Annotated in this window: 17 protein-coding genes; 10 read left to right on the top strand and 7 right to left on the bottom strand. The window is 60.1% G+C overall.

All coding sequences use genetic code 11. The annotated features are described in order from the left end of the window. Positions 1-2 precede the first annotated feature (2 nt). Both PMI31_RS09615 and mnmC read right to left on the bottom strand, forming a co-directional pair. Entirely contained in the window at positions 3-1,775 is a 1,773-nt protein-coding gene (locus PMI31_RS09615; RefSeq protein WP_008017759.1) for an N-acetylglutaminylglutamine amidotransferase, read from the bottom strand. Between the two features lie 170 nt (positions 1,776-1,945). Next, positions 1,946-3,925, bottom strand: coding sequence for a bifunctional tRNA (5-methylaminomethyl-2-thiouridine)(34)-methyltransferase MnmD/FAD-dependent 5-carboxymethylaminomethyl-2-thiouridine(34) oxidoreductase MnmC (mnmC, locus tag PMI31_RS09620; RefSeq protein ID WP_008017762.1), 1,980 nt, complete (start codon positions 3,923-3,925; stop codon positions 1,946-1,948). Positions 3,926-4,070: 145 nt separating this feature from the next. Here mnmC and pap point away from each other — a divergent pair, with 145 nt between their 5' ends. From pap to PMI31_RS09635, 3 genes are all read left to right on the top strand, one after another. Next, positions 4,071-5,594, top strand: coding sequence for a polyphosphate:AMP phosphotransferase (gene pap / locus PMI31_RS09625; RefSeq protein ID WP_008017763.1), 1,524 nt, complete (start codon positions 4,071-4,073; stop codon positions 5,592-5,594). 102 nt (positions 5,595-5,696) lie between these two features. Beyond that, a complete protein-coding gene (locus PMI31_RS09630; RefSeq protein ID WP_008017765.1) occupies positions 5,697-6,881 on the top strand; it encodes a thiolase family protein in 1,185 nt (394 codons plus the stop codon). A gap of 263 nt (positions 6,882-7,144) precedes the next feature. Beyond that, positions 7,145-8,104 carry a DMT family transporter gene (locus PMI31_RS09635; protein ID WP_008017766.1) on the top strand — a complete coding sequence of 320 codons (960 nt, stop codon included), beginning with the start codon at positions 7,145-7,147 and terminating at the stop codon, positions 8,102-8,104. A 130-nt stretch (positions 8,105-8,234) separates the two neighbouring features. On the opposite strand, the gene PMI31_RS09640 is transcribed toward PMI31_RS09635, so the two are convergent. Next, on the bottom strand, positions 8,235-9,629 hold the full coding sequence (locus PMI31_RS09640) for a class II fumarate hydratase (protein WP_008017767.1): 1,395 nt from the start codon (positions 9,627-9,629) through the stop codon (positions 8,235-8,237). A gap of 191 nt (positions 9,630-9,820) precedes the next feature. On the opposite strand from PMI31_RS09640, the gene PMI31_RS09645 reads away from it, so the two are divergent. From PMI31_RS09645 to PMI31_RS09675, 7 genes are all read left to right on the top strand, one after another. Next, the gene (locus PMI31_RS09645; RefSeq protein ID WP_008017769.1) at positions 9,821-10,345 is read left to right on the top strand and encodes a DUF2059 domain-containing protein; all 525 of its coding nucleotides are present in this window, start codon (positions 9,821-9,823) and stop codon (positions 10,343-10,345) included. 12 nt (positions 10,346-10,357) lie between these two features. Further along, complete coding sequence (locus PMI31_RS09650; RefSeq protein ID WP_008017770.1) at positions 10,358-10,657, top strand: BolA family protein; 300 nt, start codon at positions 10,358-10,360, stop codon at positions 10,655-10,657. Positions 10,658-10,852: 195 nt separating this feature from the next. Continuing rightward, on the top strand, positions 10,853-11,794 hold the full coding sequence (gene trhO / locus PMI31_RS09655; RefSeq protein WP_008017771.1) for an oxygen-dependent tRNA uridine(34) hydroxylase TrhO: 942 nt from the start codon (positions 10,853-10,855) through the stop codon (positions 11,792-11,794). A 36-nt stretch (positions 11,795-11,830) separates the two neighbouring features. Then, positions 11,831-12,433 (top strand): DsbA family protein, encoded by a 603-nt coding sequence (locus tag PMI31_RS09660; protein WP_177323560.1) that lies wholly within the window; start codon positions 11,831-11,833, stop codon positions 12,431-12,433. After that, positions 12,426-14,243 carry an ABC transporter ATP-binding protein gene (locus tag PMI31_RS09665; RefSeq protein WP_008017773.1) on the top strand — a complete coding sequence of 606 codons (1,818 nt, stop codon included), beginning with the start codon at positions 12,426-12,428 and terminating at the stop codon, positions 14,241-14,243. Before PMI31_RS09660 ends, PMI31_RS09665 begins: the two co-directional genes overlap by 8 nt. Positions 14,244-14,429: 186 nt before the next feature. Further along, the gene (locus tag PMI31_RS09670) at positions 14,430-16,889 is read left to right on the top strand and encodes an EAL domain-containing protein (protein ID WP_008017774.1); all 2,460 of its coding nucleotides are present in this window, start codon (positions 14,430-14,432) and stop codon (positions 16,887-16,889) included. 76 nt (positions 16,890-16,965) lie between these two features. After that, positions 16,966-17,727 (top strand): TenA family transcriptional regulator, encoded by a 762-nt coding sequence (locus tag PMI31_RS09675; protein WP_443216993.1) that lies wholly within the window; start codon positions 16,966-16,968, stop codon positions 17,725-17,727. Positions 17,728-17,864: 137 nt separating this feature from the next. Here the strand turns inward: PMI31_RS09675 and PMI31_RS09680 are convergent, their stop codons facing one another. The 4 genes from PMI31_RS09680 to ubiG form a co-directional block, all read right to left on the bottom strand. After that, positions 17,865-18,791, bottom strand: a complete 927-nt coding sequence (locus PMI31_RS09680; protein ID WP_008017777.1) for a GGDEF domain-containing protein — start codon at positions 18,789-18,791, stop codon at positions 17,865-17,867. A 378-nt stretch (positions 18,792-19,169) separates the two neighbouring features. Beyond that, the gene (locus PMI31_RS09685) at positions 19,170-19,910 is read right to left on the bottom strand and encodes a YciK family oxidoreductase (protein ID WP_008017778.1); all 741 of its coding nucleotides are present in this window, start codon (positions 19,908-19,910) and stop codon (positions 19,170-19,172) included. 175 nt (positions 19,911-20,085) lie between these two features. Next, positions 20,086-20,757, bottom strand: coding sequence for an N-acetylmuramic acid 6-phosphate phosphatase MupP (mupP, locus tag PMI31_RS09690; protein ID WP_008017779.1), 672 nt, complete (start codon positions 20,755-20,757; stop codon positions 20,086-20,088). Between the two features lie 4 nt (positions 20,758-20,761). Then, positions 20,762-21,460 (bottom strand): bifunctional 2-polyprenyl-6-hydroxyphenol methylase/3-demethylubiquinol 3-O-methyltransferase UbiG, encoded by a 699-nt coding sequence (ubiG, locus tag PMI31_RS09695; RefSeq protein WP_008017781.1) that lies wholly within the window; start codon positions 21,458-21,460, stop codon positions 20,762-20,764. Positions 21,461-21,476 lie beyond the last annotated feature (16 nt).

Consider the following 21,476-nt stretch of genomic DNA (forward strand, 5'->3'; position numbering starts at 1 on the left):
GGTCAGATTCCTTGTTCGCTGAGCCACAGGTTGAGGGCCGCCAGTTGCCACAGCTTCGAACCGCGCAACGGCGTCAATTGTCCCTGTGGATCAGTTAGCAGACGGTCGAGCATCGTGGGGTTGAACAGGCCGCGATCCTGGCTGGGATCGAGCAGCAACTCGCGCACCCAGTCCAGCGTATCGCCCTGTAAATGCTTGAGGCCCGGCACCGGGAAGTAACCTTTCTTGCGGTCGATCACTTCAGCGGGAATCACCTGCCGCGCAGCTTCTTTCAGGACTTGCTTGCCGCCGTCCGGCAGTTTGAAGCGTCCCGGAATCCGTGCCGACAGCTCCACCAGGCGGTAGTCGAGAAACGGCGTGCGTGCTTCCAGACCCCAGGCCATGGTCATGTTGTCGACGCGTTTGACCGGGTCATCCACCAGCATCACTGTGCTGTCCAGGCGCAAGGCCTTGTCCACCGCCGCATCGGCACCGGGCTGGGCGAAATGGGCTTTGACGAAGTCGCCAGCGGCGTCAGTCGCGGTCAGCCATGTCGGTTGCACGGTGGCGGCGTAGTCGTCGTAACTGCGGTCGAAAAACGCTTCGCGGTACGCCGCGTATGGATCGCTCGCACCATCCACCTGTGGATACCAGTGGTAACCGGCGAACAGTTCGTCGGCGCCCTGGCCGCTTTGCACCACCTTGCAATGTTTGGCCACCTCCCGGGACAACAGGTAAAAGGCGATGCAGTCGTGGCTGACCATCGGTTCGCTCATGGCGCGGAACGCGGCGGGCAGTTGTTCGATGATCTCTTTTTCATCGATGCGTAATTGGTGGTGCCGGGTGCCATAGTGTTTGGCGATCAGATCCGAATACTGGAACTCGTCACCGCGCTCGCCACCGGCATCCTGGAAGCCGATGGAGAAGGTCGACAGATTGTCCACGCCAACTTCCCGTAACAAGCCCACCAGCAGGCTTGAATCGACGCCACCGGACAGCAGCACGCCGACATCCACTGCCGCACGTTGACGAATCGCTACCGCTTCGCGGGTGCTGTCGAGCACACGGTCGCGCCAGTCTTCGAGGGTCAGGTTCATTTCATCGGCATGCGGGCCGTAGGGCAGGGACCACCAGGTTTTCTGCTCGGTGCGACCGTCGGCTTCGATGCGCATCCAGGTGGCCGGCGGCAGCTTTTCAATGCCCGCCAGCAAGGTGCGCGGTGCCGGGACCACGGCGTGGAAATTCAGATAATGATTGAGGGCTACCGGATCGAGAAGCGGATTGATGTCGCCGCCCTTGAGCAATGCTGGCAGCGCGGAAGCAAAGCGCAGGCGCTGGCCGGTGCGTGACAGGTACAACGGTTTCACGCCGAGACGGTCGCGGGCGATGAACAGGCATTGGGCATCGCGCTCCCAGACAGCTAAAGCAAACATGCCATTGAGCTTCGGCAGCAGGGCTTCGCCCCAGGCGTGATAACCCTTGAGCAACACTTCGGTGTCGCCACCGGAATAGAAGGCGTAACCCAGGCTTTCAAGCTCGGCGCGCAGTTCAGGAAAGTTGTAGATCGCGCCGTTGAAGGCCAGGGACAGACCCAATTGCGGGTCGATCATCGGCTGCGCCGAGCCGTCCGACAGGTCCATGATTTTCAGGCGCCGATGGCCCAGGGCAACCGGCCCCTGGCTGTGAAAGCCCCACGCGTCGGGGCCGCGAGGGGCCAGGTGATGGGTGATTCGTTCAATGGCTGCAAGGTCTGCAGGTTGATGATCAAAACGTAATTCGCCAGCTAATCCGCACATAAATTCCTTACCGGTTTTTCCGTTGGGGAGGGTCAATCGATACCGCGCCGAAATGGCGGGTACTCAGAGACTGACCCACCTCGGTAAGGGGAGTTTTAGATTAATGAGTTATAAGCGGGCGAGCCCCGGGCCGAGAGCCGCTGTGCGGGCGCCCTCGACGGCGGTATCGACTACTTGCCCCGGATCAGGCACCGCAAGGCAAACCGATTGGGATGACAGGCTTCGGCCACGCTTCTGGGCAACGGCAGGGGCTCATTGTCCAGCCACGCCGCCAGCAGCTCCCCGGACAATGGCGCAGTGATCAGACCACGCGAACCGTGGCCGCTGTTGACGTATAAACCGTCGAGCCATGGGCATGCGACGTCGGGCACCTGCCGGGCATCCTTGCCCAGTGCGGCATAGGCTTCGGCAAACGACTGCGCGTCGGCCAACGGGCCGACGATCGGCAGATAGTCAGGGCTGGTGCAGCGAAAGGCGGCGCGACCCTGGAGGCTTTCAGGGGCGAGGCGGTCGATCGCCAGGCGGGTGACCAGATCGTGGGAAATCTCTTCGAGCATGGCCAGGTTGCCCAGGTGTTCTGCGGTGGTCGGCGTCAGGTCATCGCTCTTGAAATCGAAACTGGCCCCCAGGGTGTGTTCGCCCAAACGCCCGGGGGCGACATAGCCTTCGGCACAGACCACCGTGCCCAGAGCCTGGCTTTGCGGGGTTTGCGCCAGGCGGGTGATTTGCCCGCGGATACGTTTGAGCGGCAACCCGGCACTTTCGGGAAAACGCTGGATGTCGGCGGCACCGGCGAGCACCACGACCGGTGCGCTGGCGAGCAAGCGCTCGCCATCCCAGGCCTGCCACTGGCCATCGGCCTTGCGCAGTTCGAGCACATCGTGATGTACATGCAGATGAACGTTTGGATGAGCGGCTTGCCATTGGCACAGAGCCGGTGGGTGCACCCAGCCGCCTTCGGGATAGAACAGGCCGCCGTGTGCCAGGCCGATCCCGGACACCGCCTGTGCCTCGGGTTGATCCAGCAGGTGCAGCAAGTCCACCGGAAATGCCGCCGCCAATTGCATCTGGCGTTCGGCTTCCTTGGCGTTGAACGCCAGTTGCAGCACGCCGCAGTCATCCCAGTCGCTGCCACGCTGCAAGTGTTCGAGCAGTCTGCGGGTGTAGCCAAATCCGCTGACGATCATTTGCGACAGCGCCGTGCCATGGGCCGATAACTTCAGGTAGAGCACGCCCTGTGGGTTGCCCGAGGCTTCCTGGGCAATGGCGTCGTGGCGTTCCAGCAATGTCACTTGCCAGCCCCGCGCGGCGAGGCTGGCGGCGCTGGCACAACCGGCCAGCCCGGCACCGATCACCAGTGCCTGACGCTCGCCGGCCAGTGGAGCCGGGCGAGCAAACCAGGGTTTGTCCAGGGCCGGGGCCAGCGTTTCCTGAGGCCAGCCGAGGAACTCGCCGCGCAGGATTTCCCATTTGTGGCCGATGCCGGGGATGCGTTTCATCTTGAAGCCGGCGGCATTGAGCAGGCGTCGCACCCAGCCAGTGCTGGTGAAGGTGCTGATGGATGCACCGGGAGCGGCCAGGCGCGCCAGTTCGGCAAACAATTCGGCGGTCCACATGTCGGGGTTTTTCGCCGGAGCGAAACCGTCGAGGAACCAGGCGTCGATTCGGGCATCGAGTTGGGGCAGTTGTTCCAGCGCATCGCCGATCAGCAGGGTCAGGGTGACGCGGCCGTTGTCCAGCGTCAGGCGCTGAAAGCCCTGATGGATCGCCACGTACTGCGCCAGCAATTGATCGGCAAACACCTTGAGTTCCGGCCACAGTGCCAGGGCCCGTTGCAGGTCGGCCGGGCTCAACGGGTACTTTTCGACGCTGACAAAATGCAGCCGAGCCCCGGCCGCCGCGTGTTGCTCGAACACCTGCCAGGCGCACAGAAAATTCAGCCCGGTACCGAATCCCGTTTCACCGATGACCAGTCGCCCGCCCTCGGGCAAGGTCGCAAAGCGTTCGGCCAAACGGTTCTGCTCGATAAATACATAGCGGGTTTCGTCCAGCCCCGACTGGTCGGAGAAATACACATCGTCGAACACTCGCGAATACGGGCGACCTTGGTCGTCCCAGTCGAGTTGGGCGTGGGGCAATACAGGTTTCATGGCAGGCTCGGCAACGGCAAGGTCGCCATTCTAGCCGATCGGCGGAGTGACCAAGCTCTTTGTGGCGAGGGGGACCATCAGGAAAATCTCTGCTGGCCTTCAGTTCAATCCGCTAGGCTTGCTCACATCTGGAAGGGAGCCGCTCATGTTTGAATCTGCTGAAATCGATCACGCCATCGACAAAGACATCTATGACGCCGAAGTACCGGCCCTGCGCGAAGCGTTGCTCGAAGCGCAATTCGAATTGCAGCAGCAACGCCGGTTTCCGGTGATCGTTTTGATCAACGGCATCGAAGGCGCCGGCAAGGGCGAGACGATCAAGTTACTCAACGAGTGGATGGACCCGCGCTTGATCGAGGTTCGCACGTTTGATCAGCAAACCGACGAAGAGCTGGCGCGGCCACCGGCCTGGCGTTACTGGCGGATGCTCCCGGCCAAGGGCCGCATGGGGATTTTCTTCGGCAACTGGTACAGCCAGATGCTGCAGGGACGGGTCCATGGCGAGTTCAAGGATCCGCGACTCGACCAGGCGATCAATTCCGCCGAGCGCCTGGAAAAGATGCTGTGCGATGAAGGTGCGCTGATCTTCAAGTTCTGGTTCCACCTCTCCAAGAAGCAAATGAAGGCACGCCTCAAGGCGCTGGCCGACGACCCGCTGTACAGTTGGCGCATCAGCCCGCTGGACTGGCAACAGTCGCAAACCTACGACAAATTCGTGAAGTACGGCGAGCGCGTCCTGCGCCGCACCAGCCGCGACTATGCACCCTGGCATGTGATCGCCGGGGCGGATGCACATTATCGCAGCCTGGCCGTGGGGCGGATTCTGCTGGAGGGGCTGCACGGCGCATTGCAGCGGCCGACGATCCATCCGGAAAAGGTCAGCGCCGCGCCAGTGTTTCCCAGTGTCGATCAAGTGAACCTGCTCGACAGCCTGGACCTGACCCAGCAGCTGGACAAAGAAGATTACGAAGAACAGCTGATCACCGAACAGGCGCGGTTCTCCGGGTTGATGCGTGACAAACGCATGCGCCGCCATGCGTTGGTGGCGGTGTTCGAGGGCAACGACGCGGCCGGCAAGGGCGGGGCGATTCGCCGGGTAGCGGCAGCGCTTGATCCGCGCCAGTACAGCATCGTGCCGATTGCCGCGCCCACCGAAGAAGAACGGGCGCAACCGTATCTGTGGCGTTTCTGGCGGCACCTTCCGGCCCGGGGCAAGTTCACTGTGTTCGACCGCTCCTGGTATGGCCGGGTGCTGGTGGAGCGCATCGAGGGTTTCTGCAGTCCGGCAGACTGGCTGCGCGCCTACAGCGAGATCAACGATTTCGAGGAGCAGGTTACCGACGCCGGTGTGATCGTGGTCAAGTTCTGGCTGGCCATCGACAAACAGACGCAACTGGAGCGCTTCCAGGAACGCGAGGAAATTTCTTTCAAACGCTTCAAGATCACTGAGGACGACTGGCGCAACCGTGAAAAATGGGACGACTATCGTGCGGCGGTCGGCGACATGGTCGACCGTACCAGCACCGAGATTGCGCCATGGACTCTGGTGGAAGCCAACGACAAGCGCTGGGCGCGGGTCAAGGTCTTGCGCACCATCAATCGGGCACTGGAGGAGGCTTTCGAAAAATCCGACCGGCGTGAACGCAAGAAGGGCAAGGGCAAGGATTGAGGCGATGGTTGCGCATACGCGGGATGAATGATTGTCGCAGTCGGTAATTGGGTGGGCTTATGCTCGATCCACTCTCAACCGATAACAACAATGAGGTATGCCATGCGTGAAGTGGTGATTGTCGACAGCGTGCGGACCGGCCTGGCCAAATCCTTTCGCGGTAAATTCAATATGACTCGCCCGGACGACATGGCGGCCCATTGTGTGAACGCGCTGTTGGCGCGCACTGGTATCGATCCGGCGAGCGTCGAGGACTGCATCGTTGGCGCCGGTTCCAACGAAGGTGCCCAGGGCTTCAACATCGGCCGCAACGTCGCGGTGCTGTCGGGCCTGGGCATCGGTACGGCCGGCATGACCCTCAATCGTTTCTGTTCCTCGGGCTTGCAGGCGATTGCCATTGCCGCGAACCAGATCGCCTCGGGTTGCAGTGACATCATCGTCGCTGGTGGCGTTGAGTCCATCAGCCTGACCATGAAAAGCGTCAACACCGATAACCTGATCAACCCGCTGCTCAAGGAGCAGGTGCCGGGCATCTACTTCCCGATGGGCCAGACCGCCGAGGTCGTTGCCCGTCGCTACAACGTCAGCCGCGAACAACAGGATCTGTACGCCCTGCAAAGCCAGCAGCGTACTGCCCAGGCGCAAGCCGCCGGGCTGTTCAGCGACGAAATCGTGCCGATGGCGGTGAAATACCGCGTCGAAGACAAGGCGACAGGTCAGGCGCAGATTCTCGATGGCATCGTCGACCGCGATGACTGCAACCGCCCGGACACCACTCTGGAAAGTCTGGCCGGGTTGAAGCCGGTGTTCGCCGACGATGGCTCGGTCACGGCCGGCAACTCCTCGCAGCTGTCGGATGGCGCGTCCATGACTCTGGTGATGAGCCTGGAAAAAGCCCTGGAACTGGGGCTCAAGCCGAAAGCGTTCTTCCGCGGTTTTACCGTGGCCGGTTGCGCGCCGGACGAGATGGGCATCGGCCCGGTGTTTTCGGTACCGAAACTGCTCAAGGCCAAGGGCTTGCGGATTGACGACATCGACCTGTGGGAACTCAACGAAGCGTTCGCCTCGCAGTGCTTGTACAGCCGCAACCGGCTGGAAATCGACAACACCCGGTACAACGTCAACGGTGGGTCGATTTCCATCGGTCACCCGTTCGGCATGACCGGATCACGCCAGGTCGGGCATCTCGTTCGCGAATTGCAGCGACGCAATCTGCGCTACGGCATCGTCACCATGTGCGTGGGTGGCGGGATGGGGGCAACCGGGCTGTTTGAAGCGGTGCGGTAAGCCTCGATATTTCTCGTTGTCAGTAAGATAGCCATCGCGAGCAAGCTCGCTCCCACAGTGTTTTGCGGCGATCATTAATCTTGTGTACGCCACAAAACCTGTGGGAGCGAGCTTGCTCGCGATGGGCGTGCCACGGTCAAAAAACATCACCTGAAGATTACGACCCGCACAGTTTCATTCGCGGCCAGACCGAAACTGTCCCTGTGTACGCCACCGCTGCGGGCCTAGAATGACGGCTCCTGTACTTTGGCATTGGGGTTCACATGCACGTTTCATCGGGTCGCTGGGTCTACGGTCTGTTCCTGGCCTTGTTGACCGCGTTGTTGTGGGGAATCCTGCCGATCAAGCTCAAGCAGGTGTTGCTGGTGATGGACCCGGTGACGGTGACCTGGTTTCGCCTGATGGTGTCCGGCGGCTGTCTGTTCATTTACCTGGCTGCGACGAAACGCCTGCCCAGCCGTAAAGTGCTTGGCCCGCGTGGGGGCTGGCTGGTGCTGATGGCTGTGCTCGGCCTGGTGGGCAATTACGTGTTGTATCTGATGGGACTCAACCTGCTCAGCGCCGGCACGGCGCAACTGGTGGTGCAGATGGGGCCGATCATGCTGCTGATTGCCAGCGTGTTTGTGTTCAAGGAACGCTTCAGCCTGGGGCAGGGGATTGGCCTGTTGGTGCTTCTGATTGGCTTTGCACTGTTTTTCAATCAGCGCTTGAGCGAGCTGCTCACATCGTTGACCGATTACACCGCCGGCGTGTTGCTGGTGCTGCTGGCGTCCACAGTCTGGACCTTCTATGCCCTGGGGCAAAAGCAATTGCTGACAGTGTGGAATTCGCTGCAAGTGATGATGGTGATCTACCTGTTTTGCGCGCTGCTGTTAACGCCGTGGGTGCATCCGCTCGAAGCCTTGCAACTGAACCCCTTGCAGGGTTGGCTGCTGCTGGCGTGCTGCCTCAACACCCTGATTGCCTATGGCGCGTTTGCCGAGGCCCTGGCCCATTGGGAAGCCTCCCGGGTCAGCGCGACGCTGGCCATCACGCCGTTGGTGACCTTTGCGGCGGTTGCCATGGCTGCATGGCTGTGGCCTGACTATGTGCATGCCGAGACGATCAATGGTCTGGGTTATGGCGGTGCGGTGCTGGTGGTACTGGGGTCGGCGCTGGTGGCGTTGGGGCCGTCGTTGATTGCCGGGTTGAAGGCACGAAAGGTGCGGATGGCAGCCGGTTAGACCGCGTCATCGTTCATCGCGGGCAAGCCACGCTCCCACAGGTTTCGAGTCGTTTATCAACTTTGTGGACGACGCAAAACCTGTGGGAGCGTGGCTTGCCCGCGATGACGGACTATCAGGCGCTACAGACTCAGCCCTTGGCCCCAGCCTCCAGCATGTTCTCCGGCCTTACCCACGCATCGAACTCTTCGTCGGTCAGATACCCGAGCTGCAACGCCGCCTGGCGCAAGGTCAGTCCTTCGCTGTAGGCCTTCTTGGCGATCTCCGCCGATTTGTCATAGCCGATGTGCGGGTTGAGCGCCGTTACCAGCATCAGGCCACGTTCCAGGTGTTCAGCCATTTTTTCCGCATCCGGCTCCAGACCGGCCACGCAATGCTGCTGGAAGTTGCTGCAGCCATCACCCAGCAAACGGATCGATTGCAGCAGGTTATGGATGATCACCGGTTTGAACACGTTCAGCTGCAAGTGGCCCTGACTGGCGGCAAAGCCGATGGCAACGTCGTTGCCCAGTACCTGGCAGGCCAGCATCGACAAGGCTTCGCACTGGGTCGGGTTGACCTTGCCCGGCATGATCGAACTGCCCGGTTCATTGGCCGGCAGCCTGACTTCGGCGAAGCCGGCACGCGGACCGGAGCCCAGCAGGCGCAGGTCATTGGCAATTTTCATCAGGGTCACGGCGAGGGTTTTCAGCGCGCCGGACAGCGTGGTCAGCGGCTCATGGCCGGCCAGTGCGGCGAACTTGTTCGGCGCGGTGATAAACGGCAAACCTGAGAGCGCGGCCAGTTCCGCGGCGATGGCCTCACCGAAGCCGTGGGGTGAATTCAGCCCCGTGCCGACGGCCGTTCCGCCCTGGGCCAACTCGCAGACCGCGGGCAGTGCGCTGCGGATCGCCCGCTCGGCGTAGTCGAGTTGTGCGATGAAGGCCGAGATTTCCTGACCGAAGCTGATCGGGGTCGCATCCATCATGTGGGTGCGGCCAGTCTTGACCAGTTTCATATGGCGGGCGGACAGCTCGGCCAGCCCGCCGGACAGTTCGCTGATCGCCGGCAGCAAGTGCTGTTGCACGGCCTGGGCGGCCGCGATGTGCATGGCGGTGGGGAAACAGTCGTTGGAACTCTGGGAGCGATTGACGTGATCGTTGGGGTGCACCGGGGACTTGCCGCCGCGCGGGTTGCCGGCCAGCTCGTTGGCGCGACCGGCGATCACTTCGTTGACGTTCATGTTGCTCTGGGTGCCGCTGCCGGTTTGCCAGACCACCAGCGGAAACTGGTCGTCGTGGTCGCCGGCGAGCACTTCGTCGGCCGCCTGCTCGATCAGACGGGCGATATCGGCAGGCACGTCGCCGTTGCGATCATTGACCCGTGCCGCGGCTTTCTTGATCAGTGCCAGGGCATGCAACACGGCCAGCGGCATGCGTTCGTTGCCAATGGCGAAGTTGACCAGCGAGCGTTGAGTCTGAGCGCCCCAATAGGCTTCATCCGGGACTTCAACCTCGCCGAGGCTGTCGGTTTCGATACGGCTCATCTTGCTCACTCCTGTAGGTCCGATTGCGCAGTTTAGGCCGTGCTCGACGACCGTGGTTCCATCAGTCTGGATTTGACCATTCAACCCCTCTAAATCAGGCGCGACAAGGCTTGGGGTTGAGCGACACACTTTTTTAGGCGCAGAATGGACGCCCTTGGGGTCTTACCTCGCCAGCTAGAAAAGGAAACTCGATGACTCGTCTTCGTGCCATCTGTACCGCCGTTGCTTTGGTCTGCGCCAGCGGCCAGGTTCTTGCCGACACCGCCAGCCATAACGCCAGTGCCGAGGCTTTCCTGACCATGGCGCACGCTGACAAACTGGGCACCCCGGTGTACATGCAAGTACAGCAGATGTTTGCCCAGCGTTTCGAACAGACCAAAGCTCCTGAGTCGAAAAAAGCCTTGCTGGAAACCTACCAGGCCAAGGCCAAGGCCGCTCTGGATCAGGCCATTGGCTGGAACAAGCTGAAACCGGACATGGTCAACCTCTACACCACCAACTTCACCGAGTCCGAGCTCAAGGACCTGGTAGCGTTCTATCAGTCGCCACTGGGCAAGAAAGTCCTGGAAAAAATGCCCCAGCTGACCCAGCAATCGGCCCAGATGACCCAGGCCAAGCTGGAAAGCGCGGTGCCTGTGGTCAACAAGCTGCTGGCTGACATGACCGCCGAGCTGACGCCGAAAGACGCGGCCACTCCAGCCAAGAAAAAGCCTTAAGCGGAGTTCGGTATGACCATGCAACAACGCATCGAATCGACACTGGCCTTGCTTGAGCCGGAGCATCTGCAAGTGCTGGATGAGAGCCACATGCACAGCCGTGGGTTACAGACTCACTTCAAGGCTGTGGTCGTCAGCACACAGTTCGAAGGCCTGAACCGGGTCAAGCGCCACCAGAAAGTCTACGCCACGCTCGGCGAGCTGATGGGCGAGTTCCATGCGTTGGCGCTGCATACCTACACGCCGGAGGAATGGGCACAGATCGACGCGGCCCCGGCCTCACCGACCTGTGCCGGTGGCAGCAAGCACTGATCGAGATAGCTTTTTCGACATGACGCATGCCCCTGTAGGAGCTGGCTTGCCAGCGATAGCGGTTTCGAGGACGCCATCGCCGGCAAGCCGGCTCCTACAATTATTTGGTAGACTACGCAGCGCGCCGCTCCTACGGCGCGTTTTTTTTCGCATCCGGTTCACCCCTTACGAGGGTAGCCACCTGGAGATTTACCCATGACACAACAGATTGTCGTGGCGGCACTGTATAAGTTCGTCACCCTGGAAGATTACGTCACCCTGCGCGAGCCACTGTTGCAAGCGATGGTCGACAACGGCATCAAAGGCACGCTGCTGATTGCCGAAGAAGGCATCAACGGCACCGTGTCCGGTAGCCGCGAAGGCATTGACGGGCTGATGGCCTGGCTCAAGAACGACCCGCGCATGGACGACATCGATCATAAAGAGTCGTACTGCGACGAGCAGCCGTTCTACCGCACCAAAGTCAAACTCAAGAAAGAAATCGTCACCCTCGGGGTGGAAGGCGTGGACCCGAACAAAAAGGTCGGCACCTACGTTGATCCGCAAGACTGGAACGCGCTGATCAGCGACCCGGAAGTGCTGTTGATCGACACGCGTAACGATTATGAAGTCTCGATCGGGACCTTCGAAGGCGCCATCGACCCGAAAACCACCAGTTTTCGCGAATTTCCGGACTACATCAAAGCCAACTTCGATCCGGCCGTGCACAAGAAGGTCGCGATGTTCTGCACCGGTGGCATCCGTTGCGAGAAAGCGTCGAGCTACATGCTCGGTGAGGGGTTTGGTGAGGTCTATCACCTCAAGGGTGGCATCCTGAAGTACCTCGAAGAGGTGCCGCAGGAAGAAACCAAATGGCAGGGCGACTGCTTTGTGTTCGACAACCGCGTGACGGTTCGCCATGACCTGAGCGAAGGCGACTACGATCAATGTCATGCCTGCCGCACGCCGGTCAGCGTAGAAGACCGCGCGTCCGAGCATTACGTGGCCGGCATCAGTTGCCCGCATTGCTGGGATAAGCTGAGCGAGAAGACCCGTCGCAGCGCCATCGACCGGCAGAAGCAGATCGAACTGGCCAAGGCTCGTAACCAGCCTCACCCGATCGGCTACAACTATAAGCAAGCATCCTCCGAGGCCTGAACCATGTCTGCGCGCCTGCTCTATGTGATGGACCCGATGTGTTCCTGGTGCTGGGGGTTTGCCCCGGTGGCCAACGCACTGGTCAAGCAGGCGCAAGCCGCAGGCGTGGATGTGCACCTGATCGTGGGAGGTTTGCGCACTGGCAGCGGTGCGGCGCTGGAACCGTCTACCCGTCGCTATATCCTTGAACATTGGCAGGCAGTCACCGAAGCCACCGGGCAGCCGTTCAAGCTCGAAGGCGCGTTGCCCGACGGCTTTGTCTATGACACCGAACCTGCCTGCCGGGCATTGGTGACGGCCCGCAGCCTGGCGCCGGATTGCGCGTGGAAACTGCTCGGGCTGATTCAGCACGCGTTTTATGCCCAAGGTCGCGACGTCACGCAAGCCAGCGTGTTGGTGGAACTGGCGGAGCAGGCCGGTTTGCCACGCATCGAGTTCGCCGGTGCGTTCGACCGGGCCGATATGCACGCGGCCACTGCTGCCGATTTCACCTGGGTCCAAGACCTGGGCATTGCCGGTTTCCCCACACTGCTGGCTGAGCGTAACGGCCAACTGGCGTTGCTGACCAATGGCTATCAACCTTTGAGCGAGTTGTCCGCGCTGCTCGGCCGCTGGCTGGAGCGTGCTGCCTGTGCATGACCTGCCCGATGATGTCGCTACCGCTAAACGTGTCGATCGCCTGAGCTGGGCGGAAATCCGTCGCCTGGCCCTGCATCACAAGAAATCCCTGTGGATCGCCAACGGCGTGGCCGTGCTGGCGACCTTATGCAGCGTGCCGATTCCCTTGCTCCTGCCGTTGCTGGTGGACGAGGTATTGCTGGGGCACGGTGATGCCGCGCTGAAGATCATGAACCACGCGCTGCCTGAAGGCTGGCAGAAAGCCGCGGGTTACATCGGCCTGATGTTGCTGGTGACCTTGACCCTGCGTTGCACGGCGTTGCTGTTCAACGTGGTGCAGGCGAAATTGTTCGCCGGGTTGGCCAAGGACATCGTCTACCGCATTCGCATACGCCTGATCGAACGGCTCAAGCGCATCTCGCTGGGTGAATACGAAAGCCTGGGCAGCGGCACGGTGACCACGCATCTGGTCACCGACCTCGACACGCTGGACAAGTTCGTCGGTGAAACCCTCAGCCGTTTCCTCGTGGCCATGCTGACCCTGGTCGGCACTGCCGGCATCCTGATGTGGATGCACTGGAAGCTGGCGCTGCTGATTCTGTTGTTCAACCCGTTGGTGATCTACGCCACAGTGCAGTTGGGCAAGCGGGTCAAGCACCTGAAGAAACTCGAGAACGACAGCACTTCGCGCTTTACCCAGGCGCTGACCGAAACGCTGGATGCCATCCAGGAAGTTCGCGCCGGCAACCGCCAGGGGTTTTTCCTCGGGCGCCTGGGCCAGCGTGCCCGGGATGTGCGCGATTATGCGGTGAATTCGCAGTGGAAAACCGACGCATCGAACCGGGCCAGCGGATTGCTGTTCCAGTTCGGCATCGATATTTTCCGGGCTGCGGCCATGCTCACGGTGTTGTTCTCTGACCTGTCCATCGGCCAGATGCTCGCGGTGTTCAGCTACCTGTGGTTCATGATCGGTCCGGTGGAACAGCTGCTGAACCTGCAATACGCCTACTACGCTGCCGGCGGTGCGCTGTCGCGGATCAACGAGCTGCTGTCCCGCGCCGACGAACCCGAGTACCCGGGCGGAGTCGACCCGTTCAACGGTCGCGAAACCGTCGGGATCGAGGTGCAGGGATTGAGCTTCGGCTACGGTGACGAACTGGTGCTGAGCCAGATGAATCTCTCCATCGCTCCCGGCGAAAAAGTCGCGATCGTTGGTGCCAGCGGCGGCGGCAAGAGCACACTGGTGCAACTGCTGCTGGGCTTGTACACGCCATTGGCCGGCACCATTCGTTTCGGTGGTTCGACCCAGCAAGAGATCGGCCTGGAGACCGTGCGGGAAAATGTCGCCGTGGTCCTGCAACATCCGGCCCTGTTCAACGACACCATCCGGGCCAACCTGACCATGGGGCGTGAACGCAGTGACGAGGCCTGCTGGCAGGCGCTGGAAATCGCCCAACTGCACAACACGGTCCGGGATTTGCCCAATGGCCTGGACAGCATCGTCGGTCGCTCCGGCGTGCGCTTGTCCGGCGGGCAGCGCCAACGCCTGGCCATTGCGCGGATGGTACTGGCCGAGCCTAAAGTGGTGATCCTCGACGAAGCGACTTCGGCGCTGGATGCCGCCACCGAGTACAACCTGCACCAGGCACTGGCGCGGTTCCTGAGCAACCGCACAACGTTGATCATTGCTCACCGTCTTTCGGCGGTGAAACAGGCCGATCGTGTGCTGGTATTCGACGGCGGGCAGATCGCAGAGGATGGTGATCATCAGCAACTGATTGCCGACGGTGGTCTGTACGCCAAGCTTTACGGTCATTTGCAGCAGATGTAGCAAGACGACATCAAGGTTGCACGCGCCACTTCAAAACCATAAAAAACATCATCGCGACCGAATTCGATGGCCGCGATACTCCCTCCGGACGTAGCTTGTTGCTTGCCGGGATCGGAATCGCAACCTAGTCTAGCTAAAGCGATTTCGTCCGGAAGACGAGCTAGCGGTGCTAAAGCAAGGGACCTCATGAATCAAACGCGGACTCTCGGAACGCCACGGTTGTTAGGCATCGTCTGGCCATTTATCGCCGTTGTGTTGTTTCAAGCCTTGTTGGGCGGTGTTAGCCTTTATGTACTGTCGGCGGTTCGCGGCTATGTTGCCGGCGAAAGCCTCTGGTCCAAGGGCCAGAAAGACGCCATCTATTACCTCAATCTCTACGCCGACAGCGGCGACGAAGCGATTTTTCATAAATACCAGAACGCCATTTCCGTGCCTCAGGGCGGGCATGAGTTGCGTGTGGCGCTGGATAATCAGCCGCCGGACATCGAGGCCGCACGTGTGGCGATCCTCAAGGGCGGCAATCATCCTGACGATGTCGCCAGCCTGATTTGGCTGTACCTCAACTTTCGTCACTTCAGTTACCTCGAAAAAGCCATCGACCTCTGGACCGTGGGTGATGCCTATCTGGTCCAACTCGATGGCGTTGCGCGGGACATGCATCAGCACATCACCTCGGGCCTGGCCTCCGGTGTGGATGTGCAGCGCTGGAAGGAGCAGATTTTCGCCATCAACGACGGTGTGACGCCGGCGGCGAAGGCATTCAGCGACGCCTTGGGTGAAGGTTCGCGGGTGATTCTGCGCCTGTTGTTGGTGACGAATCTGGCCACCGCCCTGGGCCTGATTGCATTGGCCTTGATGCGCACTCATAAGCTGCTCAAGCAACGCCATGCCTTCGCCGATGCGCTGCAACTGGAGAAGGAACGGGCGCAGATCACCCTGCAATCCATTGGTGATGGAGTGATCACCACGGACGTTTCCGGTGCGATTGCCTACATGAATCCGGCAGCCGAGGCGTTGACCCACTGGAAGGCCGAGCAGGCGACAGGATTGCCGCTGGCGGCGCTGTTCAACCTGCTGGATGAAAATGCGCAGACCGATGGTTTCACCCTGATCGAGCATATTCTCAGCGGCCAGCTCAGTGGCGGCAGTGAGCATTCCAGGCTGATTCAACGCCTGGACGGCAGCACGGTGTCGGTCACGTTGGTGGGCGCGCCAATCCGCAATGCCGGTAAAGTCAGCGGGACGGTGCTGGTGCTGCATGACATGACCCAGGAGCGGCAATACATTGCCAATCTGTCGTGGCAGGCGACCCACGACGCCTTGACCGGACTTGCCAACCGCCGCGAATTCGAATACCGCCTGGAACAGGCGCTGCACAACCTGACCCGCTACACGGGGCGTCATGCCTTGATGTTCCTCGATCTGGATCAATTCAAACTGGTCAACGATACCTGCGGCCACGCGGCGGGCGATGAACTGTTGCGGCATATCTGTGCCTTGTTGCAGTCGGGGCTGCGTGAAGGCGATACCCTGGCGCGCCTTGGCGGCGACGAGTTCGGCATCCTTCTGGAGAACTGTGCACCGGAAGCGGCGGAGAAAATTGCCGAGAGCCTGCGCCAGACTGTGCAGAATCTGCATTTTGTCTGGAAGGGCAGGCCTTTCGTCACCACTGTCAGTATCGGGCTGGTCCATGTCGCACAGAATCCGACGACGCTCGAAGCCTCGCTGCGTGCTGCCGACATGGCGTGCTACATGGCCAAGGAGAAGGGCCGGAACCGGGTCCAGGTCTATCATCCGGATGACTCGGAGTTGTCCCTGCGCTTCGGCGAAATGGCTTGGGTGCAGCGTTTGCACATGGCGCTTGAGGAGGACCGCTTTTGCCTGTACGCCCAGGAAATTGCCCCCTTGGGTCATATCGGTCAGGATGGCGGGCACATTGAAATTCTGCTGCGGTTGCATGATGAAGCCGGGCGGATGATCTTGCCCAACAGCTTCATTCCGGCAGCTGAACGCTATGGCCTGATGAGCTCGCTTGATCGTTGGGTTGTGCAGAACGTGTTCAAGATCATTGCCCAATGCCGGGCCGAGCAAGGCCATGGGCCGCTGGCCATGTGTGCGATCAATCTGTCAGGCACGACGATCGGGGATGAGGCGTTTCTGGACTTCCTGCGCGAACAGTTTGTGACGTATTCGATTCCGCCTGAAATGATTTGTTTTGAAATTACTGAGACCAGTGCTATTTCAAACCTTGGTAGCGCCATTCGATTCATTAATGAACTCAAAGGCTTGGGATGCCGTTTTTCACTGGACGACTTTTGTGCGGGAATGTCCTCATTCGCCTACCTGAAACATTTGCCTGTAGACTTCCTGAAGATCGACGGGAGTTTCGTCAAGGATATGCTGGACGACCCGATTAACCGCGCCATGGTCGAAGTGATCAATCACATCGGCCATGTGATGGGTAAGCGCACGATTGCCGAGTTTGTCGAAACGCCCCAGATCGAGCAGGCATTGCTGGAAATCGGGGTGGATTACGCTCAAGGGTATGTGATTGAACGCCCGCATCTGTTTACCAGCGATAGCTTGCTAAGTCGTCCTGCCAGGCCTCAGCCGCTGTTGTTCAGGGCCCCTGGCACGTTCCGTTGAAACTCCTGCCGGTCTTACAATCACAATCAAAAGGAGCTCGACAGTGATCGACACATTCAACCGAACCGGACCGCTCATGGAAGCTGCAAGTTACCCTGCCTGGGCCCAGCGCCTGATCCAGGATTGCAGCGAGAGCAAGCGCCGGGTTGTCGAACACGAACTGTACCAACGCATGCGAGACAACAGGCTCAGTGCAAAGACCATGCGCCAGTACCTGATCGGTGGCTGGCCGGTGGTCGAACAGTTTGCGTTGTATATGGCACAAAACCTGACCAAGACCCGCTTTGCCCGTCATCCCGGCGAAGACATGGCCCGTCGCTGGCTGATGCGTAATATCCGCGTCGAATTGAACCACGCCGATTACTGGGTGCACTGGAGTCGCGCGCACGGTGTCAGCCTGGAAGACTTGCAGGCACAGCAGGTTGCACCGGAACTTCACGCCTTGAGCCATTGGTGTTGGCACACCAGTTCAGCCGACTCGCTGATCATAGCGATTGCCGCCACCAACTACGCCATCGAAGGGGCAACCGGGGAATGGTCGGCGGTCGTTTGTTCCAACGGTATTTACGCCACCTCGTTCCCCGAGGAAGATCGCAAGCGGGCGATGAAATGGCTGAAGATGCATGCCCAGTACGACGATGCCCATCCATGGGAAGCCCTGGACATCATCTGCACCCTGGCGGGCACCAACCCGAGCAAATCCCTGCAGGTGGAGTTGCGTCAGGCTGTTTGCAAGAGCTACGACTACATGTACCTGTTTCTTGAGCATTGCATGCAGTTGGAGTACGCAGAAAGAGCGCCGGTCGTTCGTGAGCGGATGGCACTGGTCGAGAGCTGATCCAGAAATCACGCAATAAAAACTGTGAGAGCGGGCTTGCTCGCGAAAGAGGCCTGACATTCAACGAAGATGTTGACTGACAGTTTGCATTCGCGAGCGGGCTCGCTCCCACATTGGTTTGTGTTGTGGCTGAAAAATCAACCCGCCATTTCCAGCCGGTTACGACCTTCGCGCTTGGCCACATACAACGCGCTGTCTGCCCGTCGCAACAGGCTTTCGGCAGACTCGCCGGGCAACAGGGTCGAACAACCGAGACTGACCGTCAGCAAGACCGTGTGACCATCGGCCAGGTACTCTTCAGACTGGGCTGCAAACCGCAGCCGTTCACCGACCATGGCTGCGGCCTCGCGGCTGGTGTTCGACAGCAGGATCAGGAACTCTTCACCGCCATAGCGGAACACCATGTCCACGTTGCGCAATTGGTTTTTGATCGAGGCGGCGACCGCCTTGAGCACGTCATCGCCAGTGCTGTGGCCATGAGTGTCATTGACTTGCTTGAAATGATCGATGTCCAGCATCAGCACCGACAACGGCTGCAAGTGACGCCGGGACAGCTCGATTTCCCTTTGCAGCGTCTGGTCCATGGCGATGCGGTTACCGGTGCCCGTCAGCGGGTCGCGCAGTGCGCTTTGGGTGGCGGTACGGTAAAGCAGCGCGTTGCGCATCGGGAAAAGCAGTGCGGCCAGCAGTGACTCGAGATTGCCCTGTTCCTGTTCGCTGAAACGCTGATTGCGGCGGAAAACCAGCTCACCCAAGTGCTCGCCTTCGTGGCTGAGGCTGTAACTGATGGAATGGTGGCCGCGCTGACCGAACTCCAGGCGCAGGTCACTGCTCTTGTGTTGGTAGCTCAAGGCGTCCAACGGCACCAAGCGTTGGATCTCGCGATAGAACGTCCCCAGAATGCGTTGCGGTTCCAGACTGGTTTGCAGCTGCAGGCCCAGTTGCTGGCGCAATTGCACAAGACTGACAGGCCTTTCCAGAAGGGGCGGCTGCTGACCAAAGCCCAGGCGCTGCAATTTGGCGCTATCGAAATCAATTGCGTTGGTCTGGGAAGGTGGTTTCATAAGGCGTGCGCCCCTAAGCAGTAAGGCTGTCTTACAAGCAGGGTGAGAGCGGCTTAGGGCTGCGCGTCGTACTGGTCCGTCAGTCCCGTAGGACATTTCGTACAAGTTTAATCCGCTTTGTAGAAGATGAGTAACTTCAGCACTCAAGGTTCACCCCCGTCTGCTTTCACGTTGCGTGTCTGAGCAAACTTAGAGCGAAAGTCGTGCCATTCGGTTCATCTTAATAAAATATGTATTAAATCAATAACTTGTTGTCCGTCTTTGACCTGCGAGGCGCTACATGTGACGTTTGATTGACAGGTGCCGGGCCTGAATTGGAGAGGCTTCGAGTGCCGCGGCGGGAAGCCGGCGCGGCAGCAAAAAAGCGACGTATGGTCGTTACTGGGCGTTGAACGCCTGACCATTGATACCGGTACTGTCCGGGCCCATCAGGTAAAGGTAGACCGGCATGATCTCCTCGGGCGTCGGGTTGTTCAGTGGGTTTTCACCGGGGTAAGCCTGGGCGCGCATGCTGGTGCGGGTAGCGCCCGGGTTGATGCTGTTGGAGCGTACCGGGGCCACGGTATCGACTTCGTCAGCCAGGGTTTGCATCAGGCCTTCAGTGGCGAATTTGGAGACGCCGTAAGCGCCCCAATACGCACGTCCCTTGCGGCCGACGCTGCTGGAAGTGAACACCACCGAGGCATCCTGCGACAGCTTGAGCAGCGGCAGCAGTGTGCTGGTGAGCATGAACATTGCGTTGACGTTGACTTGCATGACTCGCATGAAGTTTTCGCCGGACAACTGCTCGATCGGCGTGCGCGGGCCGATGATCGACGCGTTGTGCAACAAGCCGTCGAGATGGCCGAATTCGGTTTCGATCATCGCCGCCAGCTCATCGTATTGATGGGGCAGGGCGGTTTCGAGGTTGAACGGGATTACCACCGGTTGTGGATGGCCGGCGGCTTCGATTTCGTCGTAGACCTGGGTCAGGTTGGCTTCGGTCTTGCCCAGCAACAGCACGGTGGCGCCGTGGGCTGCATAGGTTTTTGCTGCTGCGGCGCCGATGCCGCGTCCTGCGCCGGTAACCAGAATGATCCGATCCTTGAGCAGTTCGGGGCGGGCGGAATAATCAAACATAAAAAACCTCACAAACAGAAGACAGATCGCGGCGTGGCCATTCGCGGGCAAGCCCGCTCCCACAGGTACTGGTGCCGGGCACAAAATGTGTGTACACCCTGGATCCCTGTGGGAGCGGGCTTGCCCGCGAAGGCGTCAGGTGCCACGCCTCATTCCCAAAACCTGATACCGCTTTTCAGCAACTGCAAAGCGCGCTATCAAGCACTTTGCGCAACTCCAACGGATGATCGACCACCACATCCGCACCCCAATGTCGCGGGTTATCGTCCGGGTGGATATAGCCAAAGGTCACCGCAGCAGTCCTGGTGCCGGCATCACGGCCGGACTCGATGTCGCGCAGGTCATCGCCGACGAACAGCACGCTGGCCGGGTCGAGGTCGAGCATCTTGCAAGCGAGGATCAGCGGCTCTGGATCCGGTTTGCTGTTCTTCACGTGATCCGGGCAGATCAGCAGCGCCGACCGTTCGGCGAGCCCCAGCTGTTGCATGATCGGTTCGGCGAAACGCAGTGGCTTGTTGGTGACCACGCCCCAGATCAGGTTGGACTTCTCGATATCGGCGAGCAATTCAGCCATGCCGTCGAACAGCTTGCTGTGAACGGCGCAACCCACGAGGTAGCGCTCCAGGAACTCCAGGCGCAGTTCCTCGAAACCCGGCGATTCCGGGGCCATGGCGAAGGTCACTGCGACCATTGCCCTGGCACCACCGGAAATCTCGTCGCGGATGTGCTTGTCGTTCATCGGTGGCAAGCCGCGGTCGGCGCGCATCGCCTGACAGATCGCAATGAAGTCCGGCGCGGTGTCGAGCAGGGTGCCGTCCATGTCGAAAAGAACTGCTCTGATAGGCATCGGCTTACTCCTCGCGCAGGGTCTGGATCATGTAGTTGACGTCCACGTCGGAGGCCAGCTTGTAGTGCTTGGTCAGCGGGTTGTAGGTCAGGCCGATGATGTCCTTGACGGTCAGGCCGGCCATGCGACTCCAGGCGCCGAGTTCGGAAGGGCGGATGAATTTCTTGAAGTCATGGGTGCCGCGCGGCAGCAACTTCATGATGTACTCGGCGCCGACGATGGCGAACAGGTACGCCTTCGGGTTGCGGTTGATGGTGGAGAAGAACACCTGGCCGCCGGGCTTGACCATGCGGAAACAGGCGCGGATGACCGACGACGGATCCGGCACGTGTTCGAGCATTTCCAGGCAGGTGACCACGTCGAATTGCTCGGGCATTTCCTCGGCCAGGGCTTCGGCGGTGATCTGTCGGTATTCGACGTTGACGCCCGACTCCAGCTGATGCAATTGGGCAACCGCCAACGGTGCTTCACCCATGTCGATACCCATGACGGTCGCGCCGCGCTGGGCCATGGCTTCGCTAAGGATACCGCCGCCGCAACCGACGTCGAGGACCTTTTTACCGGCCAGATTGACCCGCTCGTCAATCCAGTTGACTCGCAGCGGGTTGATGTCGTGCAGCGGTTTGAATTCGCTTTCGCGGTCCCACCAGCGATGGGCCAGGGCTTCGAATTTGGCGATTTCGGCGTAGTCGACGTTGCTCATGGTTTAAGTCCTCTAA

Origin of the sequence: Pseudomonas sp. GM55, assembly GCF_000282395.1 — a bacterium.
GTDB lineage: Bacteria > Pseudomonadota > Gammaproteobacteria > Pseudomonadales > Pseudomonadaceae > Aquipseudomonas > Aquipseudomonas fluorescens_CC.

Bases quoted from the DNA above. Each gene is read 5' to 3' on its own strand.
- PMI31_RS09645 (WP_008017769.1), top strand. From the start codon at position 9,821: ATGACTCGTCTTCGTGCCATCTGTACCGCCGTTGCTTTGGTCTGCGCC.
- trhO (WP_008017771.1), top strand. From the start codon at position 10,853: ATGACACAACAGATTGTCGTGGCGGCACTGTATAAGTTCGTCACCCTG.
- PMI31_RS09635 (WP_008017766.1), top strand. From the start codon at position 7,145: ATGCACGTTTCATCGGGTCGCTGGGTCTACGGTCTGTTCCTGGCCTTG.
- PMI31_RS09650 (WP_008017770.1), top strand. From the start codon at position 10,358: ATGACCATGCAACAACGCATCGAATCGACACTGGCCTTGCTTGAGCCG.
- PMI31_RS09660 (WP_177323560.1), top strand. From the start codon at position 11,831: ATGTGTTCCTGGTGCTGGGGGTTTGCCCCGGTGGCCAACGCACTGGTC.
- mnmC (WP_008017762.1), bottom strand. From the start codon at position 3,925: ATGAAACCTGTATTGCCCCACGCCCAACTCGACTGGGACGACCAAGGT.
- PMI31_RS09670 (WP_008017774.1), top strand. From the start codon at position 14,430: ATGAATCAAACGCGGACTCTCGGAACGCCACGGTTGTTAGGCATCGTC.
- pap (WP_008017763.1), top strand. From the start codon at position 4,071: ATGTTTGAATCTGCTGAAATCGATCACGCCATCGACAAAGACATCTAT.
- PMI31_RS09640 (WP_008017767.1), bottom strand. From the start codon at position 9,629: ATGAGCCGTATCGAAACCGACAGCCTCGGCGAGGTTGAAGTCCCGGAT.
- PMI31_RS09680 (WP_008017777.1), bottom strand. From the start codon at position 18,791: ATGAAACCACCTTCCCAGACCAACGCAATTGATTTCGATAGCGCCAAA.
- PMI31_RS09685 (WP_008017778.1), bottom strand. From the start codon at position 19,910: ATGTTTGATTATTCCGCCCGCCCCGAACTGCTCAAGGATCGGATCATT.
- ubiG (WP_008017781.1), bottom strand. From the start codon at position 21,460: ATGAGCAACGTCGACTACGCCGAAATCGCCAAATTCGAAGCCCTGGCC.
- mupP (WP_008017779.1), bottom strand. From the start codon at position 20,757: ATGCCTATCAGAGCAGTTCTTTTCGACATGGACGGCACCCTGCTCGAC.
- PMI31_RS09615 (WP_008017759.1), bottom strand. From the start codon at position 1,775: ATGTGCGGATTAGCTGGCGAATTACGTTTTGATCATCAACCTGCAGAC.
- PMI31_RS09675 (WP_443216993.1), top strand. From the start codon at position 16,966: ATGGAAGCTGCAAGTTACCCTGCCTGGGCCCAGCGCCTGATCCAGGAT.
- PMI31_RS09630 (WP_008017765.1), top strand. From the start codon at position 5,697: ATGCGTGAAGTGGTGATTGTCGACAGCGTGCGGACCGGCCTGGCCAAA.